Below are 18986 nucleotides of genomic sequence, written 5' to 3'. Positions count from 1 at the left end.
ATCTGCCGCCGTGGTCGGCGGTTTATCAGCAATCCCGTCGTTGGATGGATGCCGGCTGCTTCGAGACGCTGGCCTGCGATCTACGTGCCGTCTTGCGCATGGCTTCCGGTCGCCAGCCGGAACCCACCGCAGCCATCCTCGACAGCCGGACATTGCGTTCGACACCCGAGAGCGGGCCTCGCGCCGGTTACGACGGGGCCAAACGCAAGCGGGGCTCGAAGCTGCATATGGCTGTGGATACGCTGGGGCACCTGCTGGCCCTGCATGTCACGCCAGCCAACCGGGATGATCGCGCCGAAGTCGGACGCCTCGCCGCTGCCATTCAGGAGGCCACTGACGAAAGCATCGAACTGGCCTATGTCGATCAGGGATATACGGGCTCAAAACCAGACGAGGCGGCCCGCACGCACGGTATCGCACTCGAAGTCGTCAAGTTGCCCGAAGCCAGGCGCGGCTTTGTCCTGCTGCCGCGCCGATGGGTCGTCGAGCGGTCTTTCGCATGGACCACACGATGCCGCAGGCTCGTCAAGGACTACGAGCATTACGCTTCAACCCTCGCAAGTCTCCATGTCGTCGCTTTCGCATGTTTCATGCTCAGAAACACCGCTATACTCGCTCAAGGTGCATAACACCCTCTAGACATAAGCTGATCCAATATCATCATATCCTGATTTCTTCATGTTGCTGTGTCTAAACATAGGTTTTCCCTCAGCCTTCCTATTTTACCATGCGCGAAGCGAACCGCGTCAAGGATGCGCGGTCCGCCCGGGCATGAACCGTCCGTCCTGTCTTCGAAAAACGAAAGGAGCAGGACAATGATCACACTCAACGATACCATCCACGCGCTGCGTAACGAACTGACCAGCTTTTACCTGAGCCACCGCGAGCGCCGACGGGTCGAGCGGGAACTCAAGGAAGCACGCGCACGCCGTGATGCCAAGGCCCCCGGTCTGACGGGGGCTTTTCTTTCCAGTTTTTGTGTCAACCCATCATAATGCTGAAAAAAAAAGCTGGTGTTCTCGCCAGTGCCTTCCTGCCCGGATGCCGTCATATGCCCCCGATGAGATCGCGGTTCATATAGGCCAGCCGTGCAAGGGCCGAAGCGGATGTGTGAATACATAAGTGAGATATGGGCCAAGACTTATGCCCTGCTTCGATCCACTTTCAATAAAGATTGGTACAGCCTGCCTGTTTATTGCCGTTTCCCGTTATGGGTAAGACCGGGCACGCATGATTGTGCCCGATCTCGCCTGTTTCGTCAGAACGCCGCGTCGATATCCACCACGTTGATCAGCTTGTGGTTGATGAACTCCTTGATGCCAAGACCGATCAGTTCACGGCCATAGCCGGAGTTCTTGATGCCACCGAACGGCAGGTCTGCCTTGGGCGACAGCGGATGATTGATGAACACCATGCCGGTGCGGATGGCGCGGGCCACACGCATGCCGCGTGCCTCGTCCCCGGTGAAAACGGAACCACCCAGACCGTAGGGGGAGTCATTGGCGATACGGATGGCGTCCGCATCATTCTTCGCACGGTAGATCTGGGTCACGGGGCCAAAGAACTCCCAGTGGCGGGCCGCATTCTTCCCATCAAGATTGGACATCAGCAGCGGCTGGAAAAACGCGCCCTGTTCGGGCACCGGCGCACCGATGATCTCGACCTTCGCACCCAGATCCATTGCCCGCGTAACCTGATCGCGCAGGTCATCTGCCGCAGCCTGTGAGGACAGGGGGGCCAGTGTGGTGGTCGGGTCCATCGGGTCACCGGCCTTCAGGGCGGCGACACCTTCCTTGTACAGGGCAAGGAACTGGTCATAAACCGCATCCGCCACGATCAGCCGCTTTGCTGAAACACAGACCTGACCGGCATTCCAGTGGCGACCGATCACTGCCCAGCGGGCTGCTTTTTCCACATCGGCGTCATCGAGAACAATGAAGGCATCTGCGCCGCCCAGTTCCATGGTCGCCTTTTTCAGCGCCTTGCCTGCAATGCCGGCAATCACGGTACCAGCACCTTCCGAACCCGTCAGGGCGACACCACACACACGCGGATCATTCAGGATCATGGCGGTGTGGGGGCGTGCTGCATACAGGTTGCGGAACAGGCCCTTTGGCAGGCCCGCTTCGGCCATCAGCGTATCAAAGGCCGCGGCACACTGCGGCAGGTTGGAAGCATGCTTGAGCAGCACGGCATTACCGGCCGAAAGCTGCGGCGCGATGATGCGCACGACTTGATAGAAGGGGAAGTTCCACGGTTCGATCGCCAGCACGATGCCCAGCGGTTCATGAACCAGAACGGGCTTGCCTTCCGCCGGGTTGGCGACGGGCAGGATTTCCGGCTTGAGCAGTTCTTCGGCGTGGCTGGCATAGTATTCGAAGATCTCGGCGGAAAGAATGACTTCTTTCTTTGACTCTTCGAACAGCTTGCCCATTTCCAGCGTGCCAAGGCGGGCATATTTGTCAATGTCGCGGCGCAGGATGGAGGCCGCCGCGTTCATGACCTTTGCGCGGTCGGCAAAGGACGTGTCGCGCCAGCTTTCAAAAGCGGCATGTGCTTCGCTCAGGGCCGCCTGTACTTCCGCATCCGTGGCATCGGGGAAGGTGGCGACAACTTCGTTGGTATAGGGATTGGTTGATGCGTAAGCCATTTTGGATATCTGTTCCTTAATATAGCCAGTTATGTCCGGGATATGGCGTGTGGCCATATCCCGGTGGTCGTTCAGTGGAAATCAGGCGGCGGCTTCAAGTATCTGGCGGCTGACATCCAGCGTGACATCACCGTTTTCACCCAGATGGGTCATGCCGTGATCTTCAAGCTGACCAATCAGGTCGTTGATGCCTTCCGCCCCGATGTCGTAGGCAGACAGGCGGGTCGGCACGCCAAGGTTTTCGAAGAACTCTTCGGTCTTGCGGATAACGGCGTCGATCCGCTCGTCTTCCGTGCCCTCGGTCAGGTTCCACACCCGTGCGGCATATTGCAGCAGCTTGGCGCGCTTTTCGGCGCGGCGCACCTTCAGCAGGGCAGGGAACACCATGGCCAGCGTGCGGGCATGGTCGATGTGGTATTTCGCCGTGATTTCATGACCGATCATGTGCGTGGTCCAGTCATGCGGCACGCCCGCACCGATCAGACCATTCAGCGCCAGGGTTGCAACCCACATGAGGTTGGAGCGCAGGTCATATTCGTCTGGCGTGGCAATGATACGTGGCCCGATTTCCACCAGGCTGGACAGCAGCCCCTCGGAAAAGCGGTCCTGCGCCATGCCATCGACCGGATAGGTCATGTACTGCTCCATCACATGCACGAAGGAGTCCACAACGCCGTTGATGACCTGCTTCATCGGCAGGCTCATGGTGCGCATGGGGTCCAGCACGGAAAAGCGCGGATAGACCAGCGGGTTGGAGAACAGCAGCTTGTCGCCCGTGGACTGGCGCGAGATCACGCTCAGGCAGTTCATTTCAGACCCGGTGGCGGGCAGGGTCACAACAGTGCCCAGTGGCAACGCCTTTTTCGCAGCCTCGCCCTTGCTGACCAGAATGTCCCACGGCTCGCCTTCATACGGCACGGCGGCGGCAACGAACTTGGTGCCATCCATGACCGACCCGCCGCCCACAGCCAGCAGGAAATCGAGCTTCTCTTCCCGCACCATGGCCACGGCCTTCATCAGGGTTTCGTAAGTGGGGTTGGCTTCAATGCCACCAAACTCACGGAAGGTGCGGTTGCCCAGCGCTGCGCGGACCTCATTCAACGTGCCGCTGCGTTCGGCGCTGGAGCCGCCATACAGAACAAGCACGCGGGCTTCGGGCGACAGTTGGTCATCAAGGCGCGCAATCATGCCTTTGCCAAACAGGACCCGGGTGGGGTTGTAGAATTCAAAATTCTGCATTTTTACACCTATTGGACCGGGCGTCTCTATTAGACCGGTCATCTATTAAAATCGCAGGACAGACCGTTAAGGCATGTCCGGCACGCTAGATTTCCAGAAGCCGCCTGCTTGCCTCCCAGGCATGATCAAACGGCGGAGAACTATGGGTGATCTTCACCATAAGCGTCGATCCCAGCCAGAGCTGATAAAGGGAAGCCGCCAGCATCAGCGCAGGCTGTGTGCTGCCGACGGACCCTTCTTCCTGCCCGTTGGCAATGACGGTACTGATCCGGTCAATGACCGTGCGGGTACCGACATCGAGAATGGCGCGCATCCGTTCGGACAGGTCCGAGACTTCCGCTGCCAGCTTTACGATGAGGCATTTGTTGCCGATCTGCCCTTCGATATGGGTATCGCGCCAGAACTGGCAGTAGCGGGTAATCCGCTGTGCGGCGTTCTCATCGTCGTTGCCCAGGATGTCATCCATCTTTATCAGGTAATCGTCGATATAGGTCTGGAGCAGGGCCTCGCCAAAGGCTTCCTTTGATTCGAAGTAATGGTAGAACGACCCCTTGGGAATGCCCGCAACATCGAGTATCTGGGCCAGACCGACGGCCGAGAAACCACGCTGGCCGATAAGCGGCCGGGCCGCTTCCAGAATGTGCTGCCGGGCAGCGCGATGTTTCTCTGCGATCTTCATGGAAGTCTATATACGGGTGACCGGTCGGCATGTCCAGACAAAAATTAGACCGGTCGTCTCTTTCTTGTTCCCTGACTGGACGAGGCAGGGAAGGGCGCGCCACTGCGACAGCCTTGAAGTCCGCTGTCCCGATCAGAACAGCGGACTTTTTACCTATCCGGCCGCAGGGACCGGCTTCCTGTTCAGGCCGGGGTATGCACCAGTTTCTTGTTGATGAATTCTTCAATGCCCAGCGAGGACAGTTCGTGGCCATAGCCAGAATTCTTTACGCTACCAAACGGCAGGCCGGGCGCAGTCCATGTCGAACGGTTGATGAAAACCATGCCGGTCTCGATCTGGGCCGCCACCCGCTTTCCACATTCGATGTCGGTGGTGATGACAGAGCCTCCAAGCCCGTAGGGGGAGTCATTGGCCAAGTCGATGGCCGACTGTTCATCCGGCACCCGGAAAATCATGGCTACGGGGGCAAAGAATTCCTGATGAAAAGCCGGGTTATCCTCGTTGATGTTGTCAAGGATGGTCGTTTGCAGGAAATAGCCGGGGCGGTCAATGCGCTTGCCGCCGGTCACCACGTGCGCACCATGGGCCACCGCCGTTTCAATCTGGCCCAGCACCAGTTTCAGCGCGCTTTCACTGCATAGCGGGCCAAGCGTGGTCTTTTCATCCATCGGGTCGTCCGGCACCAGGTTTTCCAGTACGGCCTTGAAGCGTGCGGTAAAGGCATCGGCAATCTTTTCATGCACGATAAACCGCTTGGCCGCGACACAGCACTGCCCGGTATTGTTCATCCGGCCCCAGACCGCCCATTTGATCGCGACATCCAGGTCGGCGTCATCCAGCACGATAAAGGCGTCGCTGCCACCCAGTTCCCTGGTGTTCTTCTTCAGCGCGTTGCCGGCTTCGGCCACCACGGCCTTGCCCGCGCGTTCGCTGCCGGTCAGCGCCAGCTGGCAGGTGGACAGTTCCAGGCGCCAGATCCTGCTGACCAAAACCAAGACCAGCAGGCCGCGCACCATCAGTTGGCATACACCCGGCGGCAACGCCACCGGGGCGCTGGAGCAGGGGGCGGCTACGGGCTTTCTCTACACGAGCAGCACCACGGGCAAGCCGTTCGCCAATTTCTCATCCAACCATGCCCAGATCATGCGGCGCATCCAGCGTGACAACCCGCTGTTCCGGTGCTTCGGGGTGCATGACCTGCGGCATGCCTTCGCGGTGCGATGGCTGAAGGAAGGAGGGAATATCTATCGCCTGTCCCGCCACCTTGGACACAGTTCCGTGAAGGTGACCGAACAGAACTATCTGGGCTTCCTGACCGTGGAAGAGCAGGAGCGGGTCCAGTTCCAGGCAGAGCAGATTTTTGAAGGGGTCCCCACAAAATCCCCCACACCGGCCTGAAAAACCGTCCCAAAACGACCAAAGCGCCCCGTAGGGCGCTTGGCAATTTCTCGTTTATTTACAAGAAGTTCTGGCGGAGGGGAAGAGATTCGAACTCTCGATACGACTTGACATCGTATAACGGTTTAGCAAACCGCCGCCTTCAGCCACTCGGCCACCCCTCCGCCGAAGAGCGCGCATTATAAGTAACACGGCGTTTGCAGGGCTGCTTCTAGCGTGTTGCGGCAACCCTGCATAGCCCTAAAATGCGTTAAAGCCCGTTTTTACAAAACTTTTTTCAGGGCTTCATTCACCATGGCCGGATTGGCCTTGCCCGCCATGGCTTTCATCACCTGGCCAACAAAAAAGCCGAACAGCCTATCCTTGCCGCCACGGTATTCTTCCACCTTGTCGGCATTGCGCGCCATCACATCGGCTACAGCGGCGTCAATCGCACCGGTATCGGTCACCTGCTTGAGGCCCTTGCGCTCCACAATGGCGGCAGCGCTGTCGCCAGTCTCGAGCATGTCCTCGAACACTTCCTTGGCGATCTTGCCATTGATGGTCTTGTCGGACACCAGATCCAGCATGCCGCCAAGAGCCGCAGCCGAGATCGGGCTGTCGGTAATGGTGCGGCCAGTGCGGTTAAGCGCGCCAAACAGGTCGCCCGTCACCCAGTTGGCGGCGAGGCGGGCATCACGGCCCTTGGCCACTTCCTCGTAATAATCGGCAATGGCCTGCTCGGCCACCAGCACGCTGGCGTCGTAGCGGGGGATGCCATATTCCTTGACAAAGCGGTCGCGCTTGTCATCCGGCAATTCCGGCAGGCCACGCTCAAGCGCATCCACCCATTCCTGTTCCACCACCAGCGGCAGCAGGTCAGGGTCGGGGAAATAGCGGTAATCGTGCGCGTCTTCCTTGCTGCGCAGCGAGCGGGTCTCGTTACGCGAGGGGTCGAACAGGCGCGTTTCCTGATCCACTTCGCCGCCATCTTCCCACACCTCGATCTGGCGCGTGGCCTCGACCTCGATGGAGTGCATGACATAGCGGATCGAGTTGACGTTCTTGATCTCGCAGCGCGTGCGGAACGGCTCGCCCGCCTTGCGCACCGACACGTTCACATCGGCACGCATGGACCCTTCCTCCATGTTGCCGTCGCACGTGCCCAGGTAACGCAGGATCTGGCGCAGCTTGCGCAGGTAGGCGCCAGCCTCCTCGGGGCAGCGGATGTCCGGCTCGCTCACGATCTCCATCAGCGCCACGCCAGCGCGGTTGAGGTCGATGAAGGAGCGGGCAGGGTCCTGGTCATGCATGGACTTGCCCGCATCCTGCTCCATATGCAGGCGCGTGATGCCGATATGGCGCACGGTGCCATCGCCCAGTTCGATCTCGACCGTGCCTTCACCCACAATCGGATGGGTGAACTGGCTGATCTGGTAGCCCGTGGGCAGGTCGGCATAGAAGTAGTTCTTGCGGTCGAACCGGCTTTCCAGGTTGATGCGCGCGCGCAGGCCGAGCCCCGTGCGGATGGCCTGGGCCACGCATTCCTGGTTCAACACCGGCAGCATGCCCGGAAAGCCCGCATCGACCAGGCTCACATGCGTGTTCGGCTCACCGCCATAGGACGCCGATGCCCCGGAGAACAGCTTGGAGTGGCTGATGATCTGCGCATGGACCTCAAGGCCCACCACGATTTCCCAAGCACCGGTCTTGCCTTCGATCGTGTAGGTCATTTCGCGGCCTCCGCACGGATGGCAGGACGGTGGGTGAAGCCTGCGGCACTTTCCAAAGCACTGCCGGTGGCCAGCAGGGTTTCCTCGTCAAACGGGCGACCGATAAGCTGCAGGCCCAGCGGCAGGCCGGTGGCCCCAAGCCCCACGGGCACGGACATGGCGGGCATGCCGGCCATGGAGGCTGGCACGGTGAAAATATCGTTCAGGTACATCTGGACCGGATCATCACTCTGTTCACCCTGCGCGAAGGCAGGGGTGGGTGCTGTGGGGGTGAGCAGCACATCCACCTTTCCGAACGCCTCGGTAAAGTCGCGGCGGATGAGGGTGCGCACCTTCTGGGCCTTCAGGTAATAGGCATCGTAATAGCCAGCCGAGAGCACATAAGTGCCCATCATGATGCGGCGGCGCACCTCGGGGCCGAAGCCCGCGCGGCGGGTGGCTTCATACATGGCGTCGAGCGTATCACCCGGCACGCGCTCGCCAAAACGCAGGCCGTCATAGCGGGCGAGGTTGGAGGAACACTCGGCGGGGGCCACGATGTAATAGGTGGCAAGGCCGTATTTCGTGTGGGGCAGGGACACATCGACGATCTCGCAGCCTGCCGCCTTGAGCCATTCGATGCCCTGCTGCCACGCCGCCGCGATCTCGGCGGAGAGGCCCTCGGCGCGGTATTCGGCGGGAATGCCCACCTTCAGCCCCTTGAGGCTGCGGCCTATGGCTGCGGAATAATCCGGCACGTCGCAGTTGACGCTGGTGCTGTCACGCTCGTCAAAACCCGCCATGGACTGGAGCATGATGGCGCAGTCGCGCACGCTGCGCGCCATGGGGCCTGCCTGATCGAGCGATGAAGCATAGGCAATGGTGCCAAACCGGCTGCACCGTCCATAGGTGGGCTTGAGCCCCACGATGCCGCAATAGGCGGCGGGCTGGCGGATGGACCCGCCGGTATCGGTGCCGGTCGCGCCCATGGCCAGCCCTGCCGCAACAGCCGCGGCCGACCCGCCCGATGAGCCACCGGGCACGAGGGCCGCTTCATCGCCATTGCGCTTCCACGGGTTTTCAACCGGGCCGAAGGCGGAGGTGATGTTGGCCGAGCCCATGGCGAATTCATCAAGGTTGGTCTTGCCTACAAACACCGCGCCATCGCGCAGCAGGTTGGCCGTGACCGTGCTTTCATAAGGGGGCACGAAATTCTTGAGGATGTTGCTCGCCGCCGTGGTCCGCACGCCATTGGTGCAGAACAGGTCCTTGATGCCCAGCGGGATGCCGGTCAGCGCGCGGGCCTCGCCTTTAGCCAGCACGTCATCCGCCTGCTGCGCCGCCTTGAGTGCTTCATCGGCTGTGGTGGTGATGTAGGCGTTCAGGCGCGGGTTGAGGGCGGCGATGGCGTCGGTATGCGCGCGCACCAGTTCCACGGCGCTGAATTTACGCGCGCGCAGGCCACTGGCGGCATCGGCAATTGTCAGTTCGGTCAGGCTCATCTTATTCAACAACCTTGGGCACGGTATAGAAGGGGCCAACGCCATCGGGCGCGTTGGACAGCACGGCATCACGGCAGTTGCCATCGGTCACCACGTCCGGCCGCGTGCGCAGGGCGGCATGGCCCGTGCCGACCATGGGGGGCACCCCCTCGACATCGACCTCGTTCAACTGCTCGACCCAGCCGAGGATCCCGTTAAGCTCCCCTTGCAGGGCGGGAACATCAGACTCGTCAATACCAATCCGTGCCAGTCTGGCAATGCGGCGGACGGTCGCGGGATCAAGCGACATGAAGCAATAACTTTCCATCAGAACAGGAGCAGAATATCCTGCGGCGCAGGACCGCTGAGGAACATACCCCCGACCATGCCCCTGTTCAACATATCCGATCTCCGCGCAGGCCTGCGCCGCGACCAGCGCCTGCTTGGCCTTGACCCTGGCAAAAAGACAATCGGCATCGCCCTGTCTGACGTGGGTCTGATGCTTGCCTCCCCGCATATGGGGCTCAGGCGCGGAAAACTGTCAGTCAACGCGGCTGAAATCAGCAAGATTGCCCGCGCGCAGGATGTGGGCGGCCTGGTGGTGGGCCTGCCGCTCTCGCTTGATGGCAGCTTCGGCCCTGCCGCCCAGGCGGCGCGCGACTGGACGCTGAACCTGTCCGACATGACCGGCCTGCCTGCGGCCATGTGGGATGAACGGCTCTCCTCCTCCGCCGTGAACCGCTTCCTCATTGCGGAAGCCGACATGACGCGCCAGCGCCGGGGCGAGGTGGTGGACCAGATGGCGGCGGCCTACATATTACAGGCCGCCCTTGATGCATCGATCCCGCAGGAATAGGGGCGCTTTCGAATTCGTGATGGCATGACTGGATTGTGCCAAAACCGGACCCCGGCGGTGCGGGGGCTGCTATGCTGGCCTCCACCACCGGCGCGCACCGGGACGTGACCCTTCCCAAACGCTTCATTTCGCCGGACCCATGTTGCATAAACAAGGATGCCCGGCCATGCGCCTGCCACACCTGCCGTACCTTCATATCCATGTGCATGACCGCCCGCTGGCAGGCGACCCGCACCCGCACAACCTGTTTCACTGGAAGCTGTATTTCTGCGAGGCGATCGCCACCGCCATCCTCATGATCCTCGGCCTGAGCGCTGTCATCCTGCTCAGCGCGCCCGCAAGCCCGCTGGGCGCGGTGCTCATGCACCATCCTTATATCCAGACCGCTCTGTGCGGGCTGTGCTTTGGCCTGTCGGGCACGGCAGCGGCCATGACGCCGTTCGGCAAGGTCAGCGGGGCGCATATCAATCCCTCCGTCACCCTTGCATTCTCGCTGGCCAAGCGCATCGGCGGGGTGGATGCGCTGAACTACATGATCGCGCAGGTCATCGGCGCCTTTATCGGCACGGCGGTGGTGTATGAAGCGGGCAGGCTGATCGCCTGGTGGGGCAACATGGCCGTGGCGGTGCATTACGGCGCGACCGTGCCGTATGGCCAGATCTCGGTCTGGTGGGCCATGTGGTCGGAAATGTTCGTGACCGCGGCGCTGATCGCCATGCTGTACTGGCTGGCCGCCCACCCGCGCTGGAAGTTCATCACGCCCTGGTCGGGCGGGCTGTTCTTTCTCGTGCTCAACCCGGTTACGGCATGGCTTTCGGGCAATAGCGTCAATTTTGCGCGCACGCTGGCCCCGGCGCTGTTTGCCGGGCAATTGTCGGGGCTGTGGGTTTACGTGGTGGGGCCGTTTGCCGGGGCGTCGCTTGCGGTCATGGCCATTCGCATGAACCTTTTTGGCAAGCTGCACCTGCTTGAGGCGCGTCTGGTCAATTTTGGCCACCATGGCCGCGTGCCGGGACTTGATGACCCGCACCGCAAGCTCAACCACCCCGATGATCCCGACCATGTGCCCCCCGGCGCGGGGCCAGCCTGAACCGGCAGGCCCGCGCAAGGCGCAACCCACACGTGACATATTCCGTTATTTTGCTACGGGGGAATTAGCGGCCATAGTGCCGCGCCGCCATGCCTGCCATGAGCTGCCGAGGGAGAGTGCATAAGAATGAAGCGTTTTTTCAACACGCGCGAAACCGTTGTCACCGAAGCGCTGGACGGGTTCCTGCGCTCAAGCGCGGGGCACCACCTGTGCCGCCTGGATGGCTACCCCGATACCTGCGTGATCATGCGCCGCGAGATCGACCGCCGCGAGGTTTCGGTCATTTCGGGTGGCGGGTCGGGGCATGAGCCCGCGCATGCGGGCTTTGTCGGCCACGGCATGCTGACGGCTGCGGTGTGTGGCGCGCTGTTCGCCTCTCCCTGCGTTGATGCGATCCTTGCCGCGATCCTGGCCACGACGGGGGAGGCAGGCTGCCTGCTGGTGGTCAAGAACTATACCGGCGACCGGCTGAACTTCGGCCTCGCTGCCGAGCGCGCCCGCGCATTGGGCAAAAAGGTGGAAATGGTGACCGTGGGCGACGACATCGCCCTGCCGGGTTCGGCCACCCCGCGCGGCGTGGCAGGCACGGTGCTGGCGCACAAGCTGGCGGGCCATGGCGCGGCACAGGGCTGGTCGCTCGAGCATGTGACCGAGTTCGTGCGCGACGGCACGAAGCGCATGCGCACTATCGGCATGGCGCTGGAGGACTGCAACCCCTATGAGCCCGCCCGCGCCAGTCGCCTTGCCGCTGATCAGGCCGAGCTTGGCCTTGGCATTCATGGCGAGCCGGGGGCGCAGCGCATTGCCGTGGCAGGTGCCAATGAACTGATGGCGCTGGCCGCCAGCACGCTGGAGGCCAGCCTGCCCACAACCGTGCGCAATACCCGCTTTGCCCTCGTGCTCAACAACCTTGGCACCGTGCCGGAGGTGGAAATGGCGCTGTTGCTGGAATCCTTCAGCCACACGCCGCTCGCCCGCCGCATCTCGCATGTGATCGGCCCGGCACCGCTCATGACGGCGCTGGACATGAACGGCTTCTCGCTCACCGTAATCGAGCTTGACGAGGCCATCACCAACGCCCTGCAGGCCCCCGCCCAGCCACGTGCGTGGCCCGGCATCACCACATTCGGCAGCCCCAGCGTGGCCCCCATGCCCGCCATGCCCGAGGCGTTTCCCTTCACGCCTAGCCATAATGCCGCAGTTGCCAGCCTGCTGGCGCGGGGCGCTGAAGTGCTGGTGGCCAACGAGGCCGCGCTGAACGAACTCGACGGCAAGATTGGCGATGGCGATGCAGGCTCCACCTTTGCGAGTGCTGCGCGTGACATCACCGCCGTGCGCGACCGCCTGCCCATGAACGACCCGCACCAGCTCATGGCCACCATCGGCAATATCCTGACCCAGCATGCCGGTGGCTCGAGCGGGGTGCTGTTTGCCATCATGTTCTCGGCGGCAGGCCACAGCAAACAGCCGTGGCAGCAGGCCCTGCGCGAAGGACTGGCCCATATGATGGAATGCGGTGGCGCCAGGCCGGGCGACCGCACCATGATTGACGCGCTCTATCCCGCCCTTGAGGCACTTGCCGCAGGCGGCGGCCTGAAACAGGCAGCTCAGGCCGCGCGCAAGGGCGCCGACGCCACCACCACCATGGACAGCGCCCGCGCAGGCCGCGCCGCTTACGTGCCCAGCGAGCACGTGCGCAACGTGCCCGACCCCGGCGCCGAGGCCGTGGCCCGCCTGCTTGAAGGGCTGGCGGCTGGCTGAACACCATGCGGAACAGCCGCAGAATAGCGGTTGTTCCGCGCGGGGCCGGGGGCAGGGGAGTGAAGCAGGCCGGGCCGCCTATGCCCGTGCGGCGCTGACACTCTCTTCATCAAGCACCTTGTCAGCATTCAGAAGGCACATCCGGTCAGGATCAAAGGGTTGGCCTGAAGCAAGCAGGGCGCTTGTCGTATCGGCGGCCAGTGCGTGGCTTACATCAAAACCATCATGCTGCGCATGGCCTGCCTGGAGCAGGACCGGAACAAGATCAGCCCAGGACAGGCAGGCAATCTGCGTCGCACCATCGTCCTGCCTGCGTGCCATCAGCACATAATCCACACGCGGCAGCATGATGGGCATGCCATCGACCCAGATGGCGGCGGTAAGTATCTTTTCATCCAGTGCAAAGGAAGACATTTTGGGAATGGCCTTGGCATCCCCCAACCTTTGCTGGCGGGCATCAAGCGTATCATTCCATTCCCAGCAGCGCATGAGCGTGGCACGAGGCAGCGCATACCTGAAAGGGTCCTGACGGGACGACAATATGTGGATGGCGGCAATATTGCCAGCATTCCACCCCTTGAGCAGGCCAGCAGGCGTATAGGGGCCTGACCCCATGCCATCCATCTGCGGGTCATCAATGCAGGCAGGGAAACGGGCCAGAAGGGCCGTGATTTCCCGTGCCATTTCAACAGCGAAAAAACCGGGCCTGCAATAGTTTATATTGCAGATTACGCTTATTATTTCATTTTTATTTTCATAATTTCTGTCTTCATCATCATTTACATCGTAATCCGTGGAAATGGTAAAATAGACACCGGTCTGATCATTCTGGTACCCGAAATCATCACTATCAATGAAGTAGTGTTTCCGGCTTTGCAGAAAATTCCAGAACTCCGTTTTTTCTACTGGTGACTCAAATTCAATGTCCAGATCATAACTCATGCCCTGTTCTTCCTCAATATAGGGAAGTAAGTATAATTATATCAGGAAGAAACGGCAAATCCATCCATGCCCAAAGGGGTAGCGCATCATGACAGATGGTTACCCCGGCTAGAAAATCAGGCTTTACGAACGAATTCGGATTTCAGGTTGATGGCGCCGACACCCGCGATCTTGCAGGCAATATTGTGCCCGTCCGTACCATCGACCAGACGGATGCCCTTCACCTTGGTGCCCCCCTTGATCACGGAGGAGGCCCCTTTGATCTTGAGGTCCTTGATCACCGTCACACTATCGCCATCAGCGAGCACGTTGCCGTTGGCATCGCGTATCTCGCCGGGGCCATCCGCAGCAGCAGCACCTGCCGCATTGTCCTTCGGGTTCCATTCACACCCGCATTCCGGGCAGGTCCACAGGCTGCCATCGGGGTAGACATGTTCGCACCCGCATTCGGGGCATTTGAGGTCGTTTTCCATAATTATCCTTACTGTCCGGACCTATGCCCATAAAGCACGCAGGCCTCAACAGGAAGGATATGGATCATGCAGGGGTCATTTTCTGGCCGCAGCCAGACACCCGGCAGGGCACGCGCCCCTTACTGCTGGGGCGCCGTGCCGCCATGGGTGCTGACACCGGGGCCACCCCCGCCATCCGATCCGCCACCAGCGGGCTTGGGCTTGTCGCACCCGGCAAGGCAGGTCAGAACGGCCACGGCCATCATCATCCGCGCAAGGTTTCGCATTGGTTTTCCCCTCTCCAGCTATTTTGGCTTTCAAGGGGGGTAAACCGCCGGACCGCGCCACGGTTGCGTATGAAAACGGGGCAGCGCTGCGCCAGCAGGCCTGCGGCGCACATCTCGCGCATGCGCATGCAGCAGCGATGGCGGTGCTGGAGGGAAGGATGTTCCATCCGGTGCCTGTCCGTGTGTTCGGGGCCGCCCTAGCGGACAGCCTGCTTGCGGAAAAAACGCTCGACAGCCAGCATGCCAAGCAACAGCGCGACGCCAAAGCCCTCGCGTGTATGGTCGATGAGGTAACGCATAACGGCCTCCTCCATTTTGCTTGTCAGCTTCATACTGACGCATCATTCACGCCAGCGGAAGTCAAAACGCCCATATCGCTCTTCACGATATGGAACTGATCGCACAGGCCGCCCGGGTGTTGCGCATTCATGGCCGTTTTTTTCTTTTCCCGCCGCCCAAGTTAAAAAACCAATTCAGGACGTTTTTGGTGAAGCTTTTTTCAAAAAGCTTCAAAAGACACCGCCTATCCGAAAGCAGGACGTTTTTACGAACGCGTCAGGACATAACCTTGCCAGCGCCCCGCACGACGGAATAGGAAAAAGGTCATGCCACGCACCTTACCGCACAGCCCCGCCCGCTCCATGCGCCCTTCCGCCCGCCACAGGGCAGGGGGCATGCCATGACCCGCATTTTCATTGATGCCGATGCCTGCCCGGTGCGCGACGAGACCTATCGCGTAGCGCAGCGTTATGGGCTGCACACCTTTGTCGTCTCGAACAGCCTGCTGGCCGTGCCAACCTCGACCCTGATCGAGCGCGTGGTGGTGACACAGGGCATGGACGTGGCTGATGACTGGATTGCCGAACATGCGGCCGCGCATGACATCGTCATATCAGCCGATATTCCGCTGGCCGCGCGTTGTGTCGCGCGCGGGGCCTGCGTGCTCGACCCCAAGGGCCGCATTCTTGATGATAACGCCATCGGCATGGCGCTGGCCGTGCGCAACCTCATGACCGACCTGCGTGATACCGGTGTCGTGACCCAGAGCAATCGCGGCTTTACCCGCGCTGACCGCTCCACATTTCTCTCAGCCCTCGATACCGCCGTGGTCAAGGCCCGCAAACGCGCGGCCGGGCACGGGCGGCCGCTGCCTGTCGTGCCGCCTACGGCATGAGTGTGGAAGGCGCGTAAAAAAAGCCGCCCGCATGGGAAGCGGACGGCACCGAGGCTGTGAACGCCGCCTTTTTTTTGCAAAAAGGCGGCGCCCAAAAACCTTTACCAGATCTTACTTCTGCGCAGCCTTGGCAAACAGGGCCGAGATGGGGCATCCTGCGCCTCGGTCTGGATGGCCTTGAGGTGGGCTTCGCTCTTGAAGCTCTCGGCATAGATTTTATAGACATTTTCCGTGCCGGAGGGGCGGGCGGCAAACCAGCCATCCCTGGCCGAGACCTTCAGGCCCCCAATGGCCGCGCCATTGCCCGGCGCGTTGGTCAGCGTGCTGACAATCGGCTCGCCCGCAAGCTCGCTCATGCCGATCTGTTCGGGCGAGAGGTTTTTCAGGATTGCCTTCTGCGCCGGATCGGCAGGCGCGTCGATGCGGGCGTAGTACGGCGTGCCAAGGCGCTTGGTCATGGCTTCATATGCGGCGCCGGGGGTCTGTTTGGTGCGGGCCGTGATCTCGGCGGCGAGCAGGCCAAGGATGATGCCGTCCTTGTCCGTGCTCCATACCGTGCCATCGCGGCGCAGGAAGGAAGCACCTGCACTTTCCTCGCCACCAAAGCCGAGCGTGCCGTTATACAGGCCATCGACAAACCACTTGAAGCCAACGGGCACTTCCACCAGCTTGCGACCAATTTCCTTGGCCACGCGGTCGATCATGCTGCTGCTGACCACCGTCTTGCCAACACCTGCGGCAGGGTTCCAGTTGGCGCGGTTGTTGAACAGGAACTCGATGGCGGTGGCAAGGTAATGGTTGGGGTTCATCAGCCCGTATTTGCCCGACACGATGCCATGCCGGTCGGCATCGGTATCGTTGGCGAAGGCTATGTCAAAGCGGTCCTTCATCTGCACCAGGCGCGCCATGGCGTAGGGCGAGGAGCAGTCCATGCGAATCTGGCCATCCCAGTCAGCGGTCATGAAGCGGAAGGTGGGGTCGACTTCCTTGCTCACGATGGTGGCGTTGATGCCGTATTTGTCAATGATCGGCTGCCAGTAATCCACCGCCGCCCCGCCAAGCGGGTCGATGCCGATGGAAATGCCGGATTCACGGATGATGTCCATGTCCACCACGGCGGCAAGGTCATCCACATACGGGTTGATATAGTCATGCCGCTTTGTGGTGGGGGCCTTGAGCGCCTGCTCGAACGGCACGCGGGCAACGCCGCGCATGCCCTTGGCCATGTAGTCGTTCGCGGCGTTCTCGATCACCTTGGTGATGTCGGTATCAGCCGGGCCGCCATGCGGCGGGTTGTATTTGAAGCCACCATCCTCGGGCGGGTTGTGCGAGGGCGTGATCACCACGCCATCGGCGAGGTCGCTGCTGCGGCCACGGTTGCATGTCAGGATGGCGTGCGAGATGACGGGGGTGGGGGTGTAGCCGTCCTTGTCATCAATGCGCACTTCAATGCCATTGGCGGCAAAGACTTCCAGCGCCGACTTCAGCGCCGGGCGCGAGAGCGCATGCGTGTCGATGCCGATGAACAGCGGCCCGGTAATGCCCGCGTTCTTGCGGTAGTCAGCAATGGCCTGGCTGATCGAGAGGATATGGTTTTCATTGAAGCTGGTATGGAGCGATGAGCCCCGGTGCCCCGAGGTGCCAAACGCCACCCGCTGCGTGGCAATGGCGGGATCAGGCTTGCGGGTATAATAGGCATCAAGCAGGGCATCGATATTGACAAGACGGTCAGGATCCACCGGCTTGCCGGCAAAAGGGCTTACGCTGGGCATTGACTGCTCCCGAAATACATTATGAAAAAGCGCATATTCCAACAAATTCCCTTACAGGCCGCCCCGGCAGGCGTCCAGCCACGCGGGGCAGGAAAATGACCGGAAGGCAGCAAGGAAACACATCATGCCACGACACTGGCGCGCGCTTTGGGGGAATGACATTGAACTATATCAAAATCCGGACCTTTTTCGTTTCCTTGTCCGCCCATCACGTTCCCGCGCGGGCAGGTTGCGTGGGGCACGGAGCATCCCCACCCTAAGCACATGAACACACTCTCACCACCCGATCACGCCGAACACCTGCGCCGCGACCGGCTGGAGCGCCTGCTGCGGCGCCTGCCAGCGCGGGGCGAACAGGCCATGCGCTGGCTGCTTCAGCCCGGAAGGGTCGTATTGCGCGGCATCATGGGCGGCGTGCTGATCGTGGGGGGCATATTCAGCTTCCTGCCGGTGCTGGGGATATGGATGCTGCCGCTGGGTATTATCCTGCTGGCGGAGGACGTGCCCTTCCTGCGCAGGCTGAGTGCGCGCATGCTGGAGTGGATCGAAACCCGCCACCCTGCCTGGCTGGCGCCAGCCCCCGCACCGGGGCAGGAGAAAGGTGATTTTACCGCGCACAGGGCGGCCGACGCAGCCCCGCGGTCGCCACGATCAGGGCATTGACCGCAAGCCCGATCAGGCCGGGATTGATCCCTTCGGGCATTAGGCCCGCCGAGTACAGCCCTACCGCCAGCCCGCCACCTGCCACAAGCCCCGCTGCAATGGCCAGAGCGGGCACGCGCCACCCGCACAGGGCCACCAGCAGCCCCGGTGCGATCTGGATCATGCCCAGATAATACAGGTTGTTGAGCGTGACCATGATGCTGCCCAGCCCCGCCGCCCCGGCGGCACAAAGCAGCAGATAGAGGCCAATCACCACCTGCGCGCCCACGCGCTGCCCCTTGTCCGACAGGCCATGCAGCATGTTGCGCGAGACCAGCGGCCCGATGGCAAGGCACACCCCTGCCAGAATGACCAGCGCCGAGACCGCGCACCCGCCCGCGACGATACCCTGCATCCATGGCGGCAGGGTGGTGGTCACGCCCAGCATGAACACATCATTGGCTGATGGCACAGCCAGCCCACGCCTGCGCACATATTCCGCGATCATGTACAGGAAGGGGAACATGAGCATGTAAAGCGGCATGAGGATCTGGTTGCGGCGCACCATCCGCGCCGAGCGCGCGGTAAACACGAAGGCCACCGCCTGCGGCGTAATGCACAGCCCCAGCGACTGGAGCATGATGGTGGAGACCACGAACATATCCTGCCGCGCGGGCACGGCGGGGGCCGGGGTTGCCACATACGCAGCGGGCAGGCCCGTGGCCAGCAGGGCGGCGCCCCCTGCGGCCATGATGGCCAGCACCAGCAGCACATCCTTCAGCACCGATACATAGGCCGGTGCACGCACGCCCGCCAGCGCCACCCAGCCAAAGGTCATGCCCGCACCAGCGCCTGCCAGCACGGCGGGTGTT

18 protein-coding genes, 1 tRNA gene and 3 pseudogenes are annotated in these 18986 nt (G+C 61.5%); 9 read left to right on the top strand and 13 right to left on the bottom strand.

The annotated features are described in order from the left end of the window. On the top strand, positions 1–629 hold a 629-nt coding region (locus GXY01S_RS14295; protein ID WP_061276150.1), incomplete at its 5' end, for an IS5 family transposase. A gap of 186 nt (positions 630–815) precedes the next feature. Next, the gene (locus GXY01S_RS14290; protein WP_061276138.1) at positions 816–995 is read left to right on the top strand and encodes a hypothetical protein; all 180 of its coding nucleotides are present in this window, start codon (positions 816–818) and stop codon (positions 993–995) included. Positions 996–1258: 263 nt separating this feature from the next. Here GXY01S_RS14290 and GXY01S_RS14285 read toward each other — a convergent pair whose 3' ends face one another. The 4 genes and pseudogenes from GXY01S_RS14285 to GXY01S_RS14270 all read right to left on the bottom strand — a co-directional run. Then, entirely contained in the window at positions 1259–2650 is a 1392-nt protein-coding gene (locus GXY01S_RS14285) for an NAD-dependent succinate-semialdehyde dehydrogenase (protein WP_061276148.1), read from the bottom strand. 81 nt (positions 2651–2731) lie between these two features. Further along, on the bottom strand, positions 2732–3889 hold the full coding sequence (locus tag GXY01S_RS14280; protein WP_061276136.1) for an iron-containing alcohol dehydrogenase: 1158 nt from the start codon (positions 3887–3889) through the stop codon (positions 2732–2734). Positions 3890–3974: 85 nt separating this feature from the next. Continuing rightward, on the bottom strand, positions 3975–4568 hold the full coding sequence (locus GXY01S_RS14275) for a TetR/AcrR family transcriptional regulator (protein ID WP_061276134.1): 594 nt from the start codon (positions 4566–4568) through the stop codon (positions 3975–3977). Positions 4569–4750: 182 nt separating this feature from the next. Beyond that, a pseudogene (locus GXY01S_RS14270) lies at positions 4751–5515 on the bottom strand (aldehyde dehydrogenase family protein); the annotation flags it as partial. Positions 5516–5522: 7 nt separating this feature from the next. On the opposite strand from GXY01S_RS14270, the gene GXY01S_RS19050 reads away from it, so the two are divergent. Further along, positions 5523–5966 (top strand): tyrosine-type recombinase/integrase, encoded by a 444-nt coding sequence (locus GXY01S_RS19050; protein ID WP_242501313.1) that lies wholly within the window; start codon positions 5523–5525, stop codon positions 5964–5966. Between the two features lie 71 nt (positions 5967–6037). On the opposite strand, the gene GXY01S_RS14260 is transcribed toward GXY01S_RS19050, so the two are convergent. The 4 genes from GXY01S_RS14260 to gatC all read right to left on the bottom strand — a co-directional run bounded on the left by GXY01S_RS14260 (position 6038) and on the right by gatC (position 9448). Further along, a tRNA-Ser gene (locus GXY01S_RS14260) sits at positions 6038–6130 on the bottom strand. Between the two features lie 99 nt (positions 6131–6229). Continuing rightward, a complete protein-coding gene (gene gatB / locus GXY01S_RS14255; RefSeq protein WP_061276132.1) occupies positions 6230–7678 on the bottom strand; it encodes an Asp-tRNA(Asn)/Glu-tRNA(Gln) amidotransferase subunit GatB in 1449 nt (482 codons plus the stop codon). Beyond that, a complete protein-coding gene (gatA, locus tag GXY01S_RS14250; RefSeq protein WP_061276130.1) occupies positions 7675–9159 on the bottom strand; it encodes an Asp-tRNA(Asn)/Glu-tRNA(Gln) amidotransferase subunit GatA in 1485 nt (494 codons plus the stop codon). The genes gatB and gatA overlap by 4 nt, the downstream gene beginning before the upstream one ends. 1 nt (position 9160) lies before the next feature. Beyond that, entirely contained in the window at positions 9161–9448 is a 288-nt protein-coding gene (gatC, locus tag GXY01S_RS14245; RefSeq protein WP_061276141.1) for an Asp-tRNA(Asn)/Glu-tRNA(Gln) amidotransferase subunit GatC, read from the bottom strand. Positions 9449–9523: 75 nt separating this feature from the next. Here gatC and ruvX point away from each other — a divergent pair, with 75 nt between their 5' ends. The 3 genes from ruvX to GXY01S_RS14230 all read left to right on the top strand — a co-directional run bounded on the left by ruvX (position 9524) and on the right by GXY01S_RS14230 (position 12845). Continuing rightward, positions 9524–9994 (top strand): Holliday junction resolvase RuvX, encoded by a 471-nt coding sequence (gene ruvX, locus GXY01S_RS14240; RefSeq protein ID WP_061276128.1) that lies wholly within the window; start codon positions 9524–9526, stop codon positions 9992–9994. Between the two features lie 166 nt (positions 9995–10160). After that, positions 10161–11084 carry an MIP/aquaporin family protein gene (locus GXY01S_RS14235; RefSeq protein WP_061276126.1) on the top strand — a complete coding sequence of 308 codons (924 nt, stop codon included), beginning with the start codon at positions 10161–10163 and terminating at the stop codon, positions 11082–11084. Positions 11085–11210: 126 nt separating this feature from the next. Next, the gene (locus GXY01S_RS14230; RefSeq protein ID WP_061276124.1) at positions 11211–12845 is read left to right on the top strand and encodes a dihydroxyacetone kinase subunit DhaK; all 1635 of its coding nucleotides are present in this window, start codon (positions 11211–11213) and stop codon (positions 12843–12845) included. Between the two features lie 78 nt (positions 12846–12923). On the opposite strand, the gene GXY01S_RS14225 is transcribed toward GXY01S_RS14230, so the two are convergent. From GXY01S_RS14225 to GXY01S_RS18625, 3 genes are all read right to left on the bottom strand, one after another. Further along, positions 12924–13787 carry a hypothetical protein gene (locus tag GXY01S_RS14225; RefSeq protein WP_061276122.1) on the bottom strand — a complete coding sequence of 288 codons (864 nt, stop codon included), beginning with the start codon at positions 13785–13787 and terminating at the stop codon, positions 12924–12926. Between the two features lie 116 nt (positions 13788–13903). Then, positions 13904–14260 carry a zinc ribbon domain-containing protein YjdM gene (locus tag GXY01S_RS14220; RefSeq protein ID WP_061276119.1) on the bottom strand — a complete coding sequence of 119 codons (357 nt, stop codon included), beginning with the start codon at positions 14258–14260 and terminating at the stop codon, positions 13904–13906. Positions 14261–14379: 119 nt separating this feature from the next. Then, positions 14380–14526, bottom strand: a complete 147-nt coding sequence (locus GXY01S_RS18625; protein ID WP_165165620.1) for a hypothetical protein — start codon at positions 14524–14526, stop codon at positions 14380–14382. Here GXY01S_RS18625 and GXY01S_RS18620 point away from each other — a divergent pair. Continuing rightward, positions 14526–14924, top strand: coding sequence for a hypothetical protein (locus GXY01S_RS18620; protein ID WP_165165572.1), 399 nt, complete (start codon positions 14526–14528; stop codon positions 14922–14924). The genes GXY01S_RS18625 and GXY01S_RS18620 overlap by 1 nt on opposite strands. Positions 14925–15205: 281 nt before the next feature. Next, a complete protein-coding gene (locus GXY01S_RS14215) occupies positions 15206–15700 on the top strand; it encodes a YaiI/YqxD family protein (RefSeq protein WP_061276117.1) in 495 nt (164 codons plus the stop codon). A gap of 111 nt (positions 15701–15811) precedes the next feature. Here GXY01S_RS14215 and pgm read toward each other — a convergent pair. Then, a pseudogene (pgm, locus tag GXY01S_RS14210) lies at positions 15812–17472 on the bottom strand (phosphoglucomutase (alpha-D-glucose-1,6-bisphosphate-dependent)). Between the two features lie 264 nt (positions 17473–17736). Here pgm and GXY01S_RS14205 point away from each other — a divergent pair. Then, positions 17737–18135 carry a hypothetical protein gene (locus tag GXY01S_RS14205; protein WP_242501319.1) on the top strand — a complete coding sequence of 133 codons (399 nt, stop codon included), beginning with the start codon at positions 17737–17739 and terminating at the stop codon, positions 18133–18135. Here the strand turns inward: GXY01S_RS14205 and GXY01S_RS18615 are convergent. Continuing rightward, positions 18080–18986, bottom strand: a pseudogene (locus GXY01S_RS18615) (sodium:solute symporter family protein); the annotation flags it as partial. The gene GXY01S_RS14205 and the pseudogene GXY01S_RS18615 overlap by 56 nt on opposite strands.

The organism is Komagataeibacter xylinus NBRC 15237 (assembly GCF_001571345.1).
GTDB classification, from domain to species: domain Bacteria; phylum Pseudomonadota; class Alphaproteobacteria; order Acetobacterales; family Acetobacteraceae; genus Komagataeibacter; species Komagataeibacter xylinus.
Note: the sequence above shows the minus strand (reverse complement) of the source record. Positions and strands in the feature narration are given on the sequence as shown.

Bases quoted from the DNA above. Each gene is read 5' to 3' on its own strand.
- GXY01S_RS14290 (WP_061276138.1), top strand. From the start codon at position 816: ATGATCACACTCAACGATACCATCCACGCGCTGCGTAACGAACTGACC.
- GXY01S_RS14285 (WP_061276148.1), bottom strand. From the start codon at position 2,650: ATGGCTTACGCATCAACCAATCCCTATACCAACGAAGTTGTCGCCACC.
- GXY01S_RS14280 (WP_061276136.1), bottom strand. From the start codon at position 3,889: ATGCAGAATTTTGAATTCTACAACCCCACCCGGGTCCTGTTTGGCAAA.
- GXY01S_RS14275 (WP_061276134.1), bottom strand. From the start codon at position 4,568: ATGAAGATCGCAGAGAAACATCGCGCTGCCCGGCAGCACATTCTGGAA.
- gatB (WP_061276132.1), bottom strand. From the start codon at position 7,678: ATGACCTACACGATCGAAGGCAAGACCGGTGCTTGGGAAATCGTGGTG.
- gatA (WP_061276130.1), bottom strand. From the start codon at position 9,159: ATGAGCCTGACCGAACTGACAATTGCCGATGCCGCCAGTGGCCTGCGC.
- gatC (WP_061276141.1), bottom strand. From the start codon at position 9,448: ATGTCGCTTGATCCCGCGACCGTCCGCCGCATTGCCAGACTGGCACGG.
- ruvX (WP_061276128.1), top strand. From the start codon at position 9,524: ATGCCCCTGTTCAACATATCCGATCTCCGCGCAGGCCTGCGCCGCGAC.
- GXY01S_RS14235 (WP_061276126.1), top strand. From the start codon at position 10,161: ATGCGCCTGCCACACCTGCCGTACCTTCATATCCATGTGCATGACCGC.
- GXY01S_RS14230 (WP_061276124.1), top strand. From the start codon at position 11,211: ATGAAGCGTTTTTTCAACACGCGCGAAACCGTTGTCACCGAAGCGCTG.
- GXY01S_RS14225 (WP_061276122.1), bottom strand. From the start codon at position 13,787: ATGAGTTATGATCTGGACATTGAATTTGAGTCACCAGTAGAAAAAACG.
- GXY01S_RS14220 (WP_061276119.1), bottom strand. From the start codon at position 14,260: ATGGAAAACGACCTCAAATGCCCCGAATGCGGGTGCGAACATGTCTAC.
- GXY01S_RS18625 (WP_165165620.1), bottom strand. From the start codon at position 14,526: ATGCGAAACCTTGCGCGGATGATGATGGCCGTGGCCGTTCTGACCTGC.
- GXY01S_RS14215 (WP_061276117.1), top strand. From the start codon at position 15,206: ATGACCCGCATTTTCATTGATGCCGATGCCTGCCCGGTGCGCGACGAG.
- GXY01S_RS14205 (WP_242501319.1), top strand. From the start codon at position 17,737: ATGAACACACTCTCACCACCCGATCACGCCGAACACCTGCGCCGCGAC.